Source organism: Chitinophaga sp., from assembly GCF_039596155.1.
Lineage (GTDB): Bacteria > Bacteroidota > Bacteroidia > Chitinophagales > Chitinophagaceae > Chitinophaga.
Window position 1 is genome coordinate 76,786 of sequence record NZ_JBCNKF010000023.1, and the last position, 17,671, is coordinate 94,456.

Genomic DNA, 17,671 nt, shown 5'->3' on the forward strand with positions numbered 1-17,671 from the left:
ATTCCTTTTTGACATTCCAATGGGACTGATATTATATGGCCTCTATCAGGGTATTATACAAATGCCCTTTATAAGCCATCTTCCACCCTTCCTTTTTGTTCGTTTTAGTAATACCATTATAACAGACTGGAGAAAATATTTACGTACCAATTTCCTGTCTATACTCCTTTCTCTTATGATAGGCATTTTAACGCATTTCATCTGGGATGGTTTTACCCATGATGATGAATACCAGGTAGCCAGGTACGTCCCGATACTTTTACATAATGTGCCTTTTAGAGGGTATTACATCTCTGTTCATTTTATATTACAAATTTTAAGTAGCATTGTTGGCTTAATGGTTATTTTTTTCTGGGCGATGCGACAACCCAAGCAACCTGTTCAGCCGTTACCCCTCGTCCAGATAGTCAGATTCTGGTTATTGGTGATAGCAGGTTCGCTCCTGATCGGATACTTACGTTACCTTGCAGGTATACCCAACGAAAAACTTTTTTTCCAATACATTGTTATATCTATCAGCTCGTTCTTATTGAGCCTGCTATTAGTATGTACCTATCATAGGATTGGAAATAAATAACTGACTATGTTACCTCTTTTGAAAGTAGCGGTAGTGACTACTTATCCTCCGGGTAAAGGCACTTTGAATGAATATGGATTTTATCTGGTTAAATACCTGCGCCTGAATAAACAGATCAGGGAGTTAATTCTAATTACAGATAAGCTACCAGACAATGAAAGTTACAGTCTGGATGATGAAGGCTGCCCGGTCACTGTAGCACCATCATGGACATTTAATGGGTGGGGCAATCCACTTGGCATACTAAAAACTGTTCGCAGCTACAAACCAGATATTGTCCTGTTCAATATCCAGTTCCTCTCATTTGGAGATAAAAAAGTGCAGGCCGCACTTGGTTTATTTACGCCCCTGCTACTTAAAACCTTTCGCTTTCCTTCTGTCGTCATCCTTCATAACATCCTTGAAAGGGTCGACCTGAATAATGCCGGAATCACCAATAACAAGCTACTTTCCCGATTATATAATTTAATTGGCACTTTATTGAGCCGCCTGATCCTTTCCGCAGATCTCGTTACCGTGACAATTTCCAAATATGTAGAGATTCTGGAACAAAAGTACCATATCAACAATGTGGCACTGGTACCACATGGCAGCTTTGAAACACCCCCTATGCCGGATCCGGTATTACCGCCCGGCCCATTGAAAATAATGACATTTGGCAAGTTCGGTACTTATAAGCGGGTGGAAGTGTTAATTGAAGCAGTGGAGTTATTAAGAAAAACTACAGATATCCCTATGGAAATTGTCATTGCCGGTACGGACAGTCCGAATCGAAAAGGTTACCTTGCGGAGGTGCTGGAACAATACAAACATGTACCCGGACTAATATTTACAGGTTACATAGCAGAAGAAGACGTACCTGTAATTTTCAGGGAAAGTGCCGTTGTTGTATTTCCCTATACAAGCACGACGGGTAGTTCCGGCGTATTGCACCAGGCAGGTAGTTACGGAAAAGCCGTGATCCTTCCCGACATTGGTGACCTGCAGGAACTTATAAAAGAAGAAGGATATGTCGGTGAGATCTTTCATCCTGATGATGCTGTCAGCCTTGCAGCTGCAATTGACAAAGTGGTGAGCAACGACGCCTACCGCATATCACTGGGCCAGCAAAACTACCTGGCTGCTGTTTCTCTCCCAATGGATAATATCATTGACTGGTTCTATATTCACTTCCTGGGAATACTGGGTAAAACAAAAAGATTATCTTCTTAAAATATCGGCTCCGGGCTTACGGGTACCATTCTCACGTAGTATGCCAAAATGGGACTGCGGCGTTCTCCGCCAGGGCAATTTACCCACCACAGCTTCCGGTGCATGTGTAAAATCATAAAGGGTCCATACCAGTGAAGGAATATTATACCGATCCAATATTTTCTGCACTTCCCGGAAGTAGTTCGCCTGTTTGGTTTCGTTTGCTCCAAACGGCGCCCACATACCTCTGTAGGTAGGCATTCCGTACTCTTCAAGGACCAATGGCTTGCCGGTCACATTTTTCCTCAGCGTAATAACATCAGCTTCCAATTGCGACGGGCTGCGATAAGAATGAAAAGAGATAAAATCCAGTTCACTGGCGAAAGCTGTGGCATTTTCAGGGTGTGCCCAGCCAATTGTGACCAGGTGGTTAGGGTCCAGCTTTTTTGCCATTCCGGCTACCCATTCGAGCCAGTCGTTGATATTTTTCTTTGACCAGTCGTTATAATCCAGATCCGGTTCGTTTTTAAGATCCCATGCCATAATAGCCTTGTGACCCCTAAAGACAGTCAACACCAACTTTAATTGCTGTTCCATAGCAGGGTAGTTCATCAAGCCATAATCGCCTATAAAATCAAATAGGGTAATAATCACTTTTAACTGATATCGCTCTGCCAGGTTTAAGAGTTCCTTTAACTGAGTTATCCTTAAGGGATTTACATTTCCCCCGTTAAAGTCTGCATAATTGACAAAAACCCTGACGACGTTAAATCCCAGATCTCTTATAATACTAAAGTCCTTTCGGACAGTACTGGTATCGAAGGAGGGCCAGAAATCCGTCCATGGCGTCTTCTGTGGATAGTAGTTGATACCGTGTGGAAGAAAGGGCTGTCCGTTCAGCATAAAATCCCGGCCCTTTACAACCACCATACCTTCAAAGGCTGGCTTTAGCGTATCTTCCGATTGGAACCTAACCGGTCTTTTTTGCTCAATTGCACTTATTTTCCAGCGATCATCCTCCAGTAACATCACCACATCATAGCCCCTGGTTTCTATATTTGACGCAATGATCCTTTTTGCTTTTTTATCATAAACGCGCCTGACGACCTTCACCTCATCATCGCTAAAGGCTGCAATCTGTCCATCTCTTGAGAAGAATTTCATCTTTACATGATGATCGAGATCTACCTGTTGCACCAGTATATGCTTTTCCTGTAGTCCCTTAATCCCTTTTTTAATTCCCGGCAGAAGGGCTGTTGTATAGTAATCCTTTAAACGATTGGTATCCCCTGTGAGATAGCTTATTTCCTGCTGCACCCAGCTTCCCAGGTAGGCTTGCATAATTTCTGCCCGGTTATAATCTGCAGGTGGCCGACCACGAAAGTCAATTGAAGGCAACCAGGTGACATCCTGTATGAAATTAGTATTGCCTAATTGCTGAAGATTCAATGCGGTTGACCGGTCTGCACCTTTATTGAAATAAGCCCATACCTTTGCCAGTGCGCCTATGCCAGACACTAATATAAATAGCGCAACTATGCTAAAATAAATCCTGTAATATTTCAAATGACGTAGTCTCATTTCAATATTCAAATTTAGGTGTATTAAAAACCAGCACTACAGTATTACTTTCAGCCCCAGTAGCAGTAACAGCATTGACTTTAAAGACGCCTGTCCGTACCGGATTCTGCAAATAAATTGTAGCAATACCACCAATGGTATACCCGGTAATTGTTCTTATGCTATCATTACCCTCATAACAATTAAAATATACGATTGATCCTTCCGGCAAAATATTTCCATATTTATCAACCAGCCTATCTGAAAATATCTTAAACGTTTGCCTGCCATCTGCAAAAGTGCTATGAACAGATGCTTTGATTCTAAAATCTATCGGGTCCCCACTTACTTCCAGGAAGTCCATTTCCCTGCTTGCGACTGCACCTACCGTAGCCATTGCAAATCCTTTTCCACTTATTGTGCCACCACTTATATCCACGGCCGCGATTCCTCCATAAAGGCGGTCTTTTCCACTTGTTCCGGCTTTATCTGGATGAATAATTGAAAAACCAACCCGTGTGGTGTCTGGTAATAAATTGCCAAATGTATCCATTGGTATTATTGTCATCATCGTGCTATCCTCCCCCCCTGTTTTGATGGATTTAGGCCCCAGGTAAACAGAAAGCGGGCGGGCAGCATGTAAAGGGCTTATATAAATTTGTTTAACGCTACACAGGGTGCTATTGACAAAAGACTGAATTTTTACGATTCCACTGTTCTTAAATTGCCTTTTAAGCAGGGTGTCCTTTCCCATTTTTATGTTTACCATCTCAATGCCCCGGCTGTCATCTATGAAGATATATACATCTCCGTGGCTTTCTCTCCTGCTCTTTATCTGTAGCCGCAATTCATCGCCTGCATAGCACGTATCAGCAACCACTATGTCTACGCAACCTCTTGCAGGCGTAGGCCCGTAATAGCAACTGGTAAAAAAAACCAGCAAAAGGAATATGTTCAAATAGCGATTCATTAATATATTGTTGGGCTTCCGATAAAACTATTAATACTTATACGAACAAGTGCACGGGGATCATTTAGCATAAATTTATGAGGACGTTGCAAAAGTCCATTTACATAAAAGTCACCGTCCTGTCCTTCCCTGATAACGTGGATCCTATTCAACATAGGAAATGAAAAGGCGAATGATTCCTGGCCCTGAGGTCTGATACCATCTCTCAGGAACAGGTGATCTACCCACTTCACCGCTCCATTGTTATCATAAAAGGTAAATAACAATTGAGGAACACTGATTTCTTCCACACCGTAATTGATTAAATCACCGCTTATCCATTTATTAGCGGTATCAATGCTTACATTTTGTACGCCATTGTCTCTGTATAAATCTTTGTTAGCCACTACAGCTCTGGCAAATAACCGGAAAGAAACCGGCGCGTAACTAAATGTAGCTGCAGAGAACTCATGTGGATCGAACTTTAATGGTTGTTTGTCATCATCTTTTAACCAGGCGGTTTCTTCAAACGCTATTTTGAATGGTATCTTTTCATGAGGCAATACATTATGAATGGTGCCAAATTTCACATTGTAATTGACCAGCTTTCTTCCATATTGATCATATAGTTCTGCTTCTATTGTAGTATGAGCTGGCAGATAACTCGTATTCATCAGTTCCCCTACTACGAGGTACTGTCCGTTGTATTGCACAAGGCGGGCTGAAATAATCCGGAGCGAGGGTCTATCCAGGATATCCTGCTATCTGGTATTACCTGTAGAAATGACCCTCCTTCCCTGGCTATGAAAGCTGACAATCCCTTTTTCCATATGTTCATCTGCGACTATTGGTGCTTCAAAAGACGGCGGATCAATCAACCAACCATTGTGATCTCTTACCAATTTGAAATCTGTTTGTACCAGGTATTTTTCGAGTGGAGTTACCCACCAGGACATAACTTTTGCATGAATTGTATCACGATGCTTTTGCGGCATCTTTATGGCGATGCTATCCAGCTTGCCATAAGAAGCCAGTAATCCGTCTCTGACTGATAACTGGAGCACATATTCATCCAGCGAAATTTTACCGGGAATAAAATAATCATGTGCCTCCTCATACTGTTTGAAATCCAGGGCATGGTAATAGGCCTGTAATAGCAATACCGGATCACGCCGGTAGCTGTGTAGCATATTGTGTAATCCTACTCCGGAAGTGATTATCAGCACTAAGATCGTCCACAAAAAGAGCCAGCGGTTACTTTTATCCGGGTGATATGAGGTATCTGTAACAGGTAAGAAGGGATGAAACAGGTAACGTTTACGATTGATGAGGAGTAATGTAACAAGTATTATAAACGTCGAAACCGGTAGAACAGCCCACATTTTAGCCTGATAGGGCTGGATATATTTTCTTGGTAGTATGGTAGGTAAAGGCGGAATATCATGCTTCTGCCACACCATGATGCCATTTTCAAGCCGCTGAACCCTTTCCCATCCTGCAAAGTAGAGCAAAGGATCGTAGAACTTATCGTTCGAAAATATAAATTTAAGATGATATTTTTCGGGTATAGTAAGGAATTGTTGTAATGAGCCAAGCCCTGGAATTCCTTTGAATTTCGAATTTTCCAGGCGTTCAAGTGGCCGGGTAGTCATCTCAGGTACCCTGCGGGCCGAATGGTAGTTACCATCTATAGATAATGCATTCGTCTGCGCAGAGAGCCATGCCATCTGGTCTCCAAAACCGAGTGTCATAAACCGCCAGCGGTTATGTTCGTCACGGTTGAGAAAATTAACGATAGGCTGAACATCTATTGACGCCGGCTGAAGAGACCTATATTTATGAAAATTGAGAATGAACAGCGCCTGGCCTGCTATTACACAAGTCAATAGCAGGAAAAGGGAATGGTATACCAACCTTCCGTAGCGGCTGATAATCCTTGCCCGGATATCTCCTTCCACCAACCTGCGGAAAAAATCACCTATAAACGATATGCCAATTACAGTGGCCCAGAATGTAAATCTGTCAAGTGTCAGGATATTAAAGGCATTATTACCTAAGATCATTTTTGGAATAGGAGTCGTTCCCCCTGTACCCAGGATCAATAGCAGGGTAAATGATAAGCCCAGAAAGATGTTCCGCCGGTTGTACAAACTTCTGAAGATAAAGGGCAACATCAGGATTGTAAATCCCATGGGAATGAGGAAGAACATCAGCCCACTGGAGGGAACTGCAATAAAAGAATCTCTTGAGCCATGAGGAATGGGTACCTGGCTGATGGGATCTGTTTTTGACCAATACCAATATGGGAAAATAATGGTTACAATTCCAGCGACCAATAATGAGAAAAACGAAAAAAACTGGAACCAGCGGTTGATGACGACTATTATAAACTGGCGGACCACCTCCCGGAAACGCCCCTCAAAACCGGCTACATCAAGCAGGGCTGTCGCTATAATGGGTGCTATAAAGAATACCACGCCGAATATTGTGGTCACGTGATGTGAGGCAACCGTCACCCACAACAAGGCAATTCCAAGCACCAGGTAGCGGGGTTGCCTGGTTCTGAACCAGGCATAGACTTCAGGCAGGGCATTGATCAGGCAGGCGATGCCCAGCATAGTTGGCAACTGACCATAAATGTGAATGGTCTGTATGATGGAGGAAGCCAATACAGCAAATAGCGCAGCATAGGCCGCTGAGCGCTGAGGTACCCACAACTGGGCAAACCGGTAAATCCCAATGACAAAAAAACAAAGTGCACCAAGAATGACAATGATAAAACCAAACTTCAGTCCGCCAACAAACGAAAGCAATGCTATTAACTGATGCACAAGGGGCGGGTAACTGGTGACCGGGAAACCGGTATACCACCTGTATTCCCAGGGGTCAAACCACGATCTTGCATAATGGTCAGCAAAGAAAATATGAACAAAGGCATCGTAAGTGAAATCCAGGTTGTATAAGAGAGCAGACCCATGTAGTAACAAAGCGAGTAATATGGCGATCAATAGGAGTCGGTCTGCTTTAGGGGGCATATCAATTTCGTTCAATTTATATATTACATATAAAGACGAAAATGGTTCAAATCTGATCCTGATTTATATATATACACATCCATAAAATACAAACCAGTTGGTATTGCCCATCCACACTATAATCGCGATCTTCATTGATTAATACATACCTATATGGAATTAGTTGTCCTTTTTCATGGGTTCCAGGGATCCCCCAGGGTGATGGCCCCGATTGCGGCATTAGTGAAAGAGGCAGTATACACCTTCAAAGCGCCCCGTGCGTGGGCGCCCAATGTAAAAAAGGTGATCCTTCTCGCAGGTATGAATAACGGCTGGCAATTCGATTTCCACGCTACCCCCCTGATCTCTGCAACTATTTAGCTGCTGAAGCCCATTGGCAACTTTCTCACCCAACTGGGCATGCAGCTTTCCGTGTACCAGGTGAAACGCGGTGGTACGTTCATTACACAACTGAAATTGCAGACAATCGCCTTGTATGAAGCGCAAAAATCCACAGGCGCAGATAGGGAAATCAGCATCCAGTTATTAGGTACAGTGAAAGATCCTGACGAAGTTTTAAAATAAGCTTGTCATAACAACTTGCTTATCTAAGACAACAGAAATGGCGCTTAACATTTTCTTAATAATCAGACTAAAATCAAGATTTTACCTTTACGTCCAATATACAAAGACGTGCCAATCAATTTCGATAATGAACAATTGACTTCAGCATTAAAGCTAGGTAGTGAAGATGCCTTTGCATATATATATAACCAATACCACCAGGCGATCCTTAAAAACATTTACCGGATGGTATTTGATCAGCACGAAGCCGAAGACCTTTTACAGGAAGTATTTATTGCCTTGTGGAATAATAAACATAAGCTTAATCCCACGCATTCAGTTGCCGGATGGCTGTTTACAGCAAGTTATTTCAAAGCGTCCCTTCATTTGAAGAAAAAACTAAAAAAAAATATTGTTCCCCTATTGGAAGAATTCAATGATTTCCTTAGCTACGAAAATGATTCCACCGCCTATGAAGAAGAATTTTCACAAAAGCTGAGAATACTCAATAGTGCTATAGAAAGACTTCCGCATCGTAAAAAGCTGGCTTTCACCTTGTACCGCCTGGAAGGCAAATCTTATGAAGAAGTGGCTTCTCAACTATCCATTTCCATAGAGAGCGCCAAAGATTATGTAAAATCAGCATCAAAATTATTAAAACAGGATATTCAATCCCAGCCCTATTTACTGTCATCCACAGGTATGGGTATCCTTCTTCTGTTGCTACAGGTTTGAGTGGAGACTTGTTAACAATTTCGTAACATCAAACGACACCCCCCTTTTTTCAGTTCCGGATACTTAATAGTAGATATGGAAGAACTATTATTGCTTATCCGGAAATATAGAGACGGAAATGCCTCCGAACAGGAGAAAGAAAGACTATTCAGGTTATTTCTTGCGCATGAGGAAGAGATCATGCTTCAATACAAAATGGACTTTCTTGATGATCTGAAAAATGATGTGAGGGTGATTTCCCCGGATCGTTCTGCCGACATTTTTGCACAAATACAAGCGAATAAATCCAATGCCACTGGTAAAAGCCGCATTGTTTCTTTCAGGTGGCTTGCAGCAGCCAGTGTGATTGGATTAGCCCTGCTGACTGGTTATTTTTTCACGAACCAAAAGACGCGATCCATACCATCTATAGCGATGACCGTACATCACTCCCGGCAGCATATTATTAAAAACAGTTCCGGCGCAACAATAAAACGAACGCTGGAAGATGGTTCCATTATTACAATTACAGCTGGCAGTACGATTACATATAACCTCCCATTTGAGACTAAAAGGGATATACAATTGACCGGTACAGCGACCTTTGATGTCGCAAAAGACGAAGCAAAACCATTTACCGTCTATACAAACAGCATTGGTACTACCGCTTTGGGTACCCGGTTTACAGTGCGCTCTACCGGCCGTAACGTACTTGTCCAGTTATTATCCGGGAAAGTAGTTGTAAGAGCAGTAGATACAACTCTTTTTGCACAGCAAATCTACCTGAAACCGGGTCAGCAATGCACAATTGATCCATCCCAACATACACTTGCCGTAAGTAAGTTTACAATAACAGACAAACAAAGACCGGGTGAAGTCATACCATCTGTCAGCGCTGACATGGCCATTCATTTTAGTAAAACACCACTACAGGAGGTGTTTAAAACAATCGGTCAGAAATATCACAAACGGATCATTTTTAACACCTCGGAGACGAGACCTGCGTCGTTCTCTGGTTCCTTCCTGCCATCAGACTCATTTGATATTGTATTGCAGCTGATTTGCAACACAAACGACCTGACTTATAAAGAAGAGAACGGCGTCATTTTTATTTCAAAGTAAACAACATTATTATCCAACTTAAAAGGTCACTTGAAAAAGTGAAAGGCACTGTATTGCCTGTTCTAAAACAACATTTATGGCATTCACACTACAACAATTCCGATGGAAGTTACTTGTACTGCTGCTATTTTTTTCTTCTGTACTAAGTGCTCAGCAAACTACACAGATCAAAGGCTCCGTCATCTCGGGGTCAGGAGAAACGTTAGAAGGGGTTTCCGTTAGTATTTCCGAAACCGGCAAAGTGAACAAACTGGCGACTGCTACGACAAACAATAAAGGCGTTTTCCTTATTACGAACTTAAAGGCAGCCAACCGCTATGATCTCATCTTCACGCATATAGGGTACGAAGATCACCTGGTTACAGCCTACGAGGTAAATAATAACGAGAACAATTCCCTGGTAGTGAGATTAAAACAGGTTTCCAGCAACCTGAACGAGGTAGCCGTTGTTGGGTATGGTACGCAAAAGAAAAGTGCTGTTACCGGTGCCATAACCACTATTAAGTCTGCTGACTTTAATGACCGTCCTATCACGCAAAGTTCACAGCTATTCTATGGATTAGTACCCGGCATTTTTGCCAACGCCAATACAAGTGAGGCTGGTAATGGCCAGGTGACCATCAGGGTACGAGGGGTCGGTACATTGAACGATGCAGGGGCGCTGGTGCTTGTTGACGGGATAGAAGCCCCTATTGACAACATCAGCCCGAATGACATCGAGTCGGTAACCGTATTGAAAGATGCTGCGGCAGCCGCGATTTATGGTTCCAGAGCAGCCAATGGCGTCATCCTGGTCACCACTAAAAGAGGTAAATTCAACTCTAAATTACGCGTAGGTTATAACGCCTATGCCGGCATTGCATCACCGACCGTACTACCTGATATGGTATTGGATAATGCAACTTACCTGAAATTGTATAAGGAAGCGGCAACCAATTCGAATGTCAGCACCACAGGAATTACAGATGATGCTATTAACAGATACGCTGGTATGCCCTCTACCAATTGGTTTGACGTAATATTCAGAAAGCAGGCGCTCCTGCAGGACCATACCGTCAATCTGAATGTTGGAAACGAGAACCTGTCCACCTATTTCTCACTGGACTATTTAAACCAGGAAGGCATCGTCAAAAAACAGGGAAGCCAGCGATATAACTCCCGCTTAAATGTGGATATCAAATTATCTCCTGCTGTAAAAGCTGGCGCCTCATTTTCTTACAGTGTATCTCCTGCGGATCTGCTGACCAAACAAGGACCTGAGTATATTACGAACAGTACAGATGTCAATTCACTGGATGGTAAGGGCAGCCTGGCTTTTGAAGCGGCCCTCTCACAGCACCCTTTAGTCCCGGTATATGATTCCCTGGGCAGGTATGCCACTCTCGAACAGAAATTGGGAATCCAGCGTAACAGGAACAACGGACAGGCAATCCTGGACAACGAATCGTTGCGGCAGGAGGATCATAAATTCCTGGGGAATGCCTACCTGTCTTATGAACCCATCAGGAACCTCGAGATCAAAGGTACTCTGGCGCTAAATGACCAGCGGGTCAGTTACCTGGATACCAGAAAACAATATCAGAACTATGATCCGGTCACCCATAACCTTGTTTCTACCGTCGTACCGGGTAGTTACCTGACAGATGTACAGAATTTCAATAAGAACGTCACGTCTGTACTACAGGCATCCTATAAGGTTCGGATCAAAAAGCATGGCCTGAATCTGTTGGCGGGTATCAATCAGGAATCGGCTACTCAAAAATCAAATGCCATATTACAAACCGGATTTCCAAGTACAAGCCTGGTTACACTAGGCAACGGCGCCACGACACTGGTAGCCAATACTACACAGGGTGAATGGGCGCTCCGCTCCTACTTTGGCAGATTGGGTTACGACTTTGCCAACAGGTATTTATTCGAAGTAAACTTCCGACGGGACGGTTCCTCCAGGTTTGGCCAGCATAACCGGTTTGGTAATTTCCCATCATTCAGCGCCGGCTGGGTGTTATCAAACGAAGCTTTCTGGCAGTTCAGGGCAGTTAATTTCCTGAAATTAAGGGCTTCTTATGGTACGCTGGGTAACCAGAATACTGCTTTATATCCATTTGCATCACAAGTGACCTTCACCAATAACTACCCTGTCAATAACACCAATACAGGTGGCGGCGCCATCAATGTTTTAGGTAATCCTGATTTAAAATGGGAAAGCACCACTACTACCGATTTAGGGATCAATGCCAGCTTATTCAATTCGAGCCTCACCTTCGAAGCAGACTACTTTTCACGGAATACAAAAGATATCCTTACACAGATCAATAATCCGCTTACCCTGGGCGTGCTTAATCCGACAATCGTCAATGCTGCATCCGTTGTGAACAAAGGTTGGGAAGCCAGTTTAAATTATAACTTCTATCTACACCAGGTACACGTATCCCTTGGTGGCAATGTGACCTATGTAACCAATAAAGTCACTGCCATCAATCCAGCTTTGACCTCTCAGAGTGACAAAGTAGAATTAAACAGTACTTCAGCTATCTGGCTCATCAGGGGACAACCTATCAATGCGATCTATGGCTATAAAGTGGCTGGCATCTTCCAGAATACAACGGAAATAGCCAATGCACCAGATCATTCCCTATTTGGAAATCCGCAGCCTGGTGACTTCAGGATCCAGGATACAGATGGAGATGGCAAGATCACCAACAAAGATAAAGTTGTATTGGGCAGCCGTCAGTCCAAATGGTTGTATGGTTTTAACCTGAAATTAAACTACAAAAGATTCGACTTTGCAGTACTGTTCCAGGGAGTGGGTGCTGTTTACACGTACCAGGCACGCCAGGTAGGACCCTTTGCCTTCGCAGGTATCCGGAAATACTGGCTGGACCGTTGGACGGCTGAACATCCCAGTACGACGATCCCCAGGTTATGGGTAGACAGAAGTGGCTATAACGGCGCTTCGATAGAAACGTTGCCATCTTCATTCTGGGTACAGAATCTCGCTTACCTGCGCATTAAGAATATTCAGTTCGGCTATACCATCACAAAAGAGATGGTACAAACGCTGCCGGTGAGCAGTCTGCGTATCTATGCCAATGCACAAAACCTTTTCACCTTCACGAAATACAAAGATTTCGATCCGGAAAGGCTTACGACGCAACAATATGTAACGAATTCACTTCCTCAGCTGAAAGTATTGACTGTAGGTGTTAATGTTCTTTTTTAACAAAAAAATATGCAAAGAATCATCATATTATTGACGGCCGCCAGCTTATTATTTGGATGTAGCAAAGACTATCTAAGTAAGCTGCCTAAAGACACTTTATCACCGGAAACATTCTATGCTAATGGTGATAATCTGAAGATTGCGCTGATAGGCATATACGATGCACTGCAATCAGAAAATAATTTCGGTAAACTACCTGACCTGGAAGGGATTACAGATAACGGGGTACATTTTAAGTACGAGACAGAATTAATTTCCTTTGCACAGGGTATTACAAATGCCAATTCCACTCAACGGTTTGCGACTTACTACCAGTCAGCTTATCAATTGATTCAAAGAGCCAACCTGGTGCTGGACAACATTCATGCGCCGGGTAATGTGATCACGGCAGCCGACAGAATAGCCATAAAAGCGGAGGCCAGGGCACTGAGAGCGTTGGCTTATATGCGGCTGGTGTATTTATACGGTGATGTTCCTTTTTATACGACTAATATAGATCTGGCCACTTCCAAAGAATTAAGCCGCACGAACAGGGATACTGTCATCAATTTTATACTGGGAGAGTTTCAGTCCGCCGCCGACTCACTGAGTATAAAGCCCTACAACAATGAAAAAGGGCGACTCACCAAACAGGCTGTCCTGGCCCTGAAAGCACGGTGCATGCTATATGAAGCCAGAATGCAACACCAGTCGTGGGCAAGTGCCTGGACTGCGATACAGCAGGCTTTAACCACGGCTGACGCTGCGGGCAATGGCCTGAATAGCACATTCGAAAGTACCTTTACAATTGCGAACATCGACAATAAAGAAATGCTCTTTGCCTGCAAAGGAAATGATCTGGACAAAATGGCCAATATATACACGTTCTTTGCCGCAGGCGGTGGTAACCTCTCTCTCTCAGTACATACCAACCTGGTAAATGACTTTTACTGTACTGATGGCTTGCCGGTCAATTCCTCTCCATTATACAACGCAGCTTCCCCTTATAACAACAGAGATCCGCGTCTGAAAGCCAGCATTTCCACGCCTGGGGATACTTATTCCACTGGCACACAGTTATTAGCTTTCAATGGACACACTACCATTGGTGTGTTGCAAACTAATTTTGCGATGAAAAAGTTCACTACTATCAATGGTCTTGCCCAAAATCAGGGGCAACTGGACTTCCCTGTCATCCGATATGCAGATCTCCTCTTAATGGCGGCAGAAGCAGAAAATGAGGTGAATGGTCCTACCGCAAATGCATATGCGGCCATCAATAAAGTGAGGGCAAGGGCGGGTATGCCGGTTGTAACTACCGGTTTATCTGCCAACCTTTTCCGACAAGAAGTAATTCATGAAAGAAGGATTGAGTTCGCATTTGAAGGTTTACGCTGGTTTGATCTGGTCACGCTTGGCATTGCCGACAGCGTAATCAATAATATCGGGGAACTGAACCGGAAATTTGTGTCCCATCAGCAGGAACTATTTCCTATTCCTCAAAGTGAAAGAGACCTGAATCCTAACTTAACACAAAATCCAGGATACTAATATGAAGATTCACTCCCTGATTTGCCTGTTGGTGTTACATTGTCTCCTGATCACCAGTGTTAAGGCTACTTATATAACTGTTCGTCTCATAAAAGACAAATCTTCCAGATGCACACAACCGGCTGTATTGAATTTACAAAATAAACCTTCTGCCTATACCATTTCTACAAAAAAATGGTACAATGGTGAAAACGAGCGGGAAATATTCTTCGTACTGGAGACAACAGACTGTCATCTGCCGTCAGAATACATTACTATCGAAGCGCAGGGTGTAACTATCCAGCGGGCGATCATCGGGAGAACAGATGTTCCCTTCACACATACAGATAACCAATATCGTCTCGCACTTATCAATGACACCACTGATGGCATGCATATACAAACACCCTATCAAAGTCCCAAAGGCGGACCATTTGTATGGATCTACCATAACTGGAAAGAGAGACTAAATGGTGATTACCTGAAAGCATCTTATCCCGGGAAAGGGCTGGCTGCAGCACTCAACTATGAAATAGCCTGCCAGGAGATGCTAAGACTGATGGGGTGTATGAGTGGTTTACACCAGACATTTAAAGGGGAATTTATCCTGCTGAACTGCGAATCATCAGCACCGAGGGCGCATCTTGATTATCCCCCTCACTGGCACCTCCAGCATTGGGAACATGGATATAACGCGGAATTCGGGATTGACTGGAGAAAGGAGCAGTATATTATCCCTCATTATTACCTCGATAGCGTAGGGAATATCATTCGCAACCAGCAAAGTGTGCACCAACAGTATCATGTCAAAGAAGGGATAAAGAGTGAATTTCTACCGGGAGATACTGCTGCATGGAATGACCTGGAAGGCAATCCTATTTTCAAACAGGTTATTACAAGCGGAGGTCTTACATTTATTCTTCCCAATGGGGAGCTTTGGCAATTGCTTCCCGGCAAGCTCGGGGCGTCTCAGTCGGTAAGCATCTATAAAACGGGTTCCTTCCAGGCAGAGGTAACTGTGGAGGACAATAACGCAGCGGGAAAAGTGTCTATTGCCATTGTATATAGCAATTACAAGGTCTGGCAGAATGTGATCAATTATGATCCGTTTACGGGAGTTATGCAAAAAGTATCTGAAAGATAAGCGCAGATGTAGCAATGCCCTGATGCTGGTGTAATGAAGGCCTGTATCTTTCTGATGATACAGGCCCTTTCTAATTGGGCACCTTATGAAAGTGTTTGTTGTTTTAATAAATTTACCTGGAGGTATGCTGGTTTTAATATATTCCAACAGAAAATACTTAGCTTTATCCCGCCACTTACTTTTTCACACATTATACCTATAGCAAATGTATCTGCTTCTTCCATTCGTGCTATTGCTCACAGTATGTACCGGCGATCCTAAATTTCCCGGCCACCTTACAGCAACGGTTATGCCCAATGATACGACAGGTCCCTGGCATGCGCCAAACCCTATACCGCTGAAAAAAGATACGACCCTTATATTATATTACAATGCCATTTCCTGTTCTTGTGCGCAATGGACGGAATATCGGGAGGGATTTCCGGATTCAACCACGCAATTCTACTACTTAGAACCTGCAAATAAAAAATTAGTCGACGCGGAATCCTTATGGGATGGCCGCAGCCTGCCGCTGGCCGTTCAGGTGAGGGGACAGATCATATCCTACTATAGTTATCCCAAAGGATACGTAACGAAGGGAAAACCGGATCCTGCCAATGTATTCAGGTATACCAACATCAAAGTTGTTAAAAAGCGCTAACCGGTTCAACAGGATTAACTGTCAAATTTACCATTCAAAATACTTTGTACATGTTTTCACATGTCATCATCCTGATAGCAGAAGCCATCTCGACTCATCAGCTTAATAAAGCTACAGGCAAAAACATTACCGCCAACTGGCAAAACGACTTTACATTACGCATGCAAAAGGCCTACAACATTTTAGGATGGATCTGCATAGGTATTGCCGCATTTAGTATAGTCCCGCTCATAACCGGGCATCCAAATAATATCTATTTATTTATACTGCTGCCTTTTGGTTTGCTGTTTTTTGGCGGCGCAGGTTGGCTATTTATCCTGTATTATCGTAACCACCAGGTGGTTTTTGACGATACCTATATTGTGGTAACGGGCCCTTTTAAAAAAGTGACCACGTCCAGGTGGAATAAGATCGTTACCACTAAATTCAATAACACGACAGGCCTCCTAACACTTACTGATGAAGATGGTCAGAAGCTCCGGATGAATCAACACCTGATAGGGTTGCAAAAATTCACCCATCTGCTCACGGCAAAAACCGGTCTTTACGCAGGTATAGAATATTAAAAAAAGGGTTGCACTACCTGTGCAACCCTTTTTTATGAAGGTAAGCCAGCAACGCAGCTGGTCTATCTGTCTGAATCACCATAAACCCTTTCGACAACAACCAGTCCCAGCTATCTTTTGTATTGCCGTCGTCAAAAGCCATGTCATCGTAATGCCCGCCATTTAGGCTACTCCACAGTGCATTCACCCATAGCCTGCAGTCTTTTGCGGGGAGCGCTGACAACATCGAAGAAGTATCTCTTTGGAATATTAACTCAAATGCGGCAGGATGCAGCTGTTCCAGGTATGTATGCATGGTCATGGCAGCGGTACTGTCATCCAGGCTCACGATCGGCATATACAAGGCCTTCGCTATAACTGCAGGATGTTCCGCCTGCAGTACAGCCGGCGCTACCTGTCCTTTAAATATGCCATGATCTACAGTGCCGGTTTTTTCCAGTACAGCATAGGTTTCTTCCATACATTTATAGCTCTTGTCCAGGTTGACCATTACCTTTCCTTTCATCACCAGCATGGCTTCCTCGAGCGTGGGAATACGATGAGTGGTGGGCACTCCTGCTCCATTACGCAGGTAGAGGGTTTTCAGGTAAGCCAGTGTCAGTTCCTTTACTTTCCCTTTGCCGGTGGTAGTACGGTCTATCGTTTCATCATGCATAAGTACCAGATAACCGTCAGCAGTTTTCTGCACATCTGTTTCTATGATATCCACACCCATATTAATCGCATATTGAATGGCTGCCAGGGAATTTTCCGGTGCATTGCGCCAGTCACCACGATGTGCCGCTACCAATACTTCTTTACCCCGCGGATTCTTAAACTCTTTGATGATGGCATCTACAGGTCGCTGTGCCATGGCCGTCGTACCTGCAAATAAAATTAAGGTCAGTAATTTTTTCAT

The 17,671-nt window shown here is 43.5% G+C and carries 15 protein-coding genes; 10 read left to right on the plus strand and 5 right to left on the minus strand.

Translation table 11 applies throughout. The annotated features are described in order from the left end of the window. Positions 1–583: 583 nt before the first annotated feature. Positions 584–1,789 (plus strand): glycosyltransferase, encoded by a 1,206-nt coding sequence (locus tag ABDW33_RS21270; protein ID WP_343692115.1) that lies wholly within the window; start codon positions 584–586, stop codon positions 1,787–1,789. Here the strand turns inward: ABDW33_RS21270 and ABDW33_RS21275 are convergent. From ABDW33_RS21275 to ABDW33_RS21290, 4 genes are all read right to left on the minus strand, one after another. Then, the gene (locus ABDW33_RS21275) at positions 1,778–3,349 is read right to left on the minus strand and encodes a glycoside hydrolase family 2 TIM barrel-domain containing protein (protein ID WP_343692116.1); all 1,572 of its coding nucleotides are present in this window, start codon (positions 3,347–3,349) and stop codon (positions 1,778–1,780) included. The genes ABDW33_RS21270 and ABDW33_RS21275 overlap by 12 nt on opposite strands. Before the next feature lies 1 nt (position 3,350). Next, positions 3,351–3,881 carry a hypothetical protein gene (locus tag ABDW33_RS21280; RefSeq protein ID WP_343692117.1) on the minus strand — a complete coding sequence of 177 codons (531 nt, stop codon included), beginning with the start codon at positions 3,879–3,881 and terminating at the stop codon, positions 3,351–3,353. Positions 3,882–4,297: 416 nt separating this feature from the next. Then, positions 4,298–4,990: a hypothetical protein gene (locus tag ABDW33_RS21285; protein ID WP_343692118.1), complete on the minus strand. Its 693-nt coding sequence runs from the start codon at positions 4,988–4,990 to the stop codon at positions 4,298–4,300. A gap of 48 nt (positions 4,991–5,038) precedes the next feature. After that, the gene (locus ABDW33_RS21290; protein ID WP_343692119.1) at positions 5,039–7,312 is read right to left on the minus strand and encodes a hypothetical protein; all 2,274 of its coding nucleotides are present in this window, start codon (positions 7,310–7,312) and stop codon (positions 5,039–5,041) included. Between the two features lie 153 nt (positions 7,313–7,465). Here ABDW33_RS21290 and ABDW33_RS21295 point away from each other — a divergent pair, with 153 nt between their 5' ends. The 9 genes from ABDW33_RS21295 to ABDW33_RS21335 all read left to right on the plus strand — a co-directional run bounded on the left by ABDW33_RS21295 (position 7,466) and on the right by ABDW33_RS21335 (position 16,773). Then, on the plus strand, positions 7,466–7,672 hold the full coding sequence (locus ABDW33_RS21295; protein WP_343692120.1) for a hypothetical protein: 207 nt from the start codon (positions 7,466–7,468) through the stop codon (positions 7,670–7,672). A gap of 39 nt (positions 7,673–7,711) precedes the next feature. Next, the gene (locus tag ABDW33_RS21300) at positions 7,712–7,876 is read left to right on the plus strand and encodes a hypothetical protein (protein WP_343692121.1); all 165 of its coding nucleotides are present in this window, start codon (positions 7,712–7,714) and stop codon (positions 7,874–7,876) included. A 108-nt stretch (positions 7,877–7,984) separates the two neighbouring features. Beyond that, complete coding sequence (locus ABDW33_RS21305) at positions 7,985–8,590, plus strand: sigma-70 family RNA polymerase sigma factor (RefSeq protein ID WP_343692122.1); 606 nt, start codon at positions 7,985–7,987, stop codon at positions 8,588–8,590. A gap of 75 nt (positions 8,591–8,665) precedes the next feature. Further along, the gene (locus ABDW33_RS21310) at positions 8,666–9,691 is read left to right on the plus strand and encodes a FecR domain-containing protein (RefSeq protein ID WP_343692123.1); all 1,026 of its coding nucleotides are present in this window, start codon (positions 8,666–8,668) and stop codon (positions 9,689–9,691) included. Between the two features lie 76 nt (positions 9,692–9,767). Further along, positions 9,768–12,914 (plus strand): TonB-dependent receptor, encoded by a 3,147-nt coding sequence (locus ABDW33_RS21315; protein WP_343692124.1) that lies wholly within the window; start codon positions 9,768–9,770, stop codon positions 12,912–12,914. A gap of 9 nt (positions 12,915–12,923) precedes the next feature. Next, positions 12,924–14,444 (plus strand): RagB/SusD family nutrient uptake outer membrane protein, encoded by a 1,521-nt coding sequence (locus tag ABDW33_RS21320; protein WP_343692125.1) that lies wholly within the window; start codon positions 12,924–12,926, stop codon positions 14,442–14,444. Position 14,445: 1 nt separating this feature from the next. After that, positions 14,446–15,567: a hypothetical protein gene (locus ABDW33_RS21325; RefSeq protein WP_343692126.1), complete on the plus strand. Its 1,122-nt coding sequence runs from the start codon at positions 14,446–14,448 to the stop codon at positions 15,565–15,567. A gap of 205 nt (positions 15,568–15,772) precedes the next feature. Then, the gene (locus ABDW33_RS21330) at positions 15,773–16,207 is read left to right on the plus strand and encodes a hypothetical protein (RefSeq protein WP_343692127.1); all 435 of its coding nucleotides are present in this window, start codon (positions 15,773–15,775) and stop codon (positions 16,205–16,207) included. A gap of 50 nt (positions 16,208–16,257) precedes the next feature. Next, on the plus strand, positions 16,258–16,773 hold the full coding sequence (locus ABDW33_RS21335; RefSeq protein WP_343692128.1) for a hypothetical protein: 516 nt from the start codon (positions 16,258–16,260) through the stop codon (positions 16,771–16,773). Positions 16,774–16,786: 13 nt separating this feature from the next. Here the strand turns inward: ABDW33_RS21335 and ABDW33_RS21340 are convergent, their stop codons facing one another. After that, positions 16,787–17,671, minus strand: a complete 885-nt coding sequence (locus tag ABDW33_RS21340) for a glycerophosphodiester phosphodiesterase family protein (protein ID WP_343692129.1) — start codon at positions 17,669–17,671, stop codon at positions 16,787–16,789.

Bases quoted from the DNA above. Each gene is read 5' to 3' on its own strand.
- ABDW33_RS21330 (WP_343692127.1), top strand. From the start codon at position 15,773: ATGTATCTGCTTCTTCCATTCGTGCTATTGCTCACAGTATGTACCGGC.
- ABDW33_RS21310 (WP_343692123.1), top strand. From the start codon at position 8,666: ATGGAAGAACTATTATTGCTTATCCGGAAATATAGAGACGGAAATGCC.
- ABDW33_RS21340 (WP_343692129.1), bottom strand. From the start codon at position 17,671: ATGAAAAAATTACTGACCTTAATTTTATTTGCAGGTACGACGGCCATG.
- ABDW33_RS21315 (WP_343692124.1), top strand. From the start codon at position 9,768: ATGGCATTCACACTACAACAATTCCGATGGAAGTTACTTGTACTGCTG.
- ABDW33_RS21290 (WP_343692119.1), bottom strand. From the start codon at position 7,312: ATGCCCCCTAAAGCAGACCGACTCCTATTGATCGCCATATTACTCGCT.
- ABDW33_RS21335 (WP_343692128.1), top strand. From the start codon at position 16,258: ATGTTTTCACATGTCATCATCCTGATAGCAGAAGCCATCTCGACTCAT.
- ABDW33_RS21320 (WP_343692125.1), top strand. From the start codon at position 12,924: ATGCAAAGAATCATCATATTATTGACGGCCGCCAGCTTATTATTTGGA.
- ABDW33_RS21275 (WP_343692116.1), bottom strand. From the start codon at position 3,349: ATGAGACTACGTCATTTGAAATATTACAGGATTTATTTTAGCATAGTT.
- ABDW33_RS21280 (WP_343692117.1), bottom strand. From the start codon at position 3,881: ATGGATACATTTGGCAATTTATTACCAGACACCACACGGGTTGGTTTT.
- ABDW33_RS21325 (WP_343692126.1), top strand. From the start codon at position 14,446: ATGAAGATTCACTCCCTGATTTGCCTGTTGGTGTTACATTGTCTCCTG.
- ABDW33_RS21300 (WP_343692121.1), top strand. From the start codon at position 7,712: ATGCAGCTTTCCGTGTACCAGGTGAAACGCGGTGGTACGTTCATTACA.
- ABDW33_RS21270 (WP_343692115.1), top strand. From the start codon at position 584: ATGTTACCTCTTTTGAAAGTAGCGGTAGTGACTACTTATCCTCCGGGT.
- ABDW33_RS21295 (WP_343692120.1), top strand. From the start codon at position 7,466: ATGGAATTAGTTGTCCTTTTTCATGGGTTCCAGGGATCCCCCAGGGTG.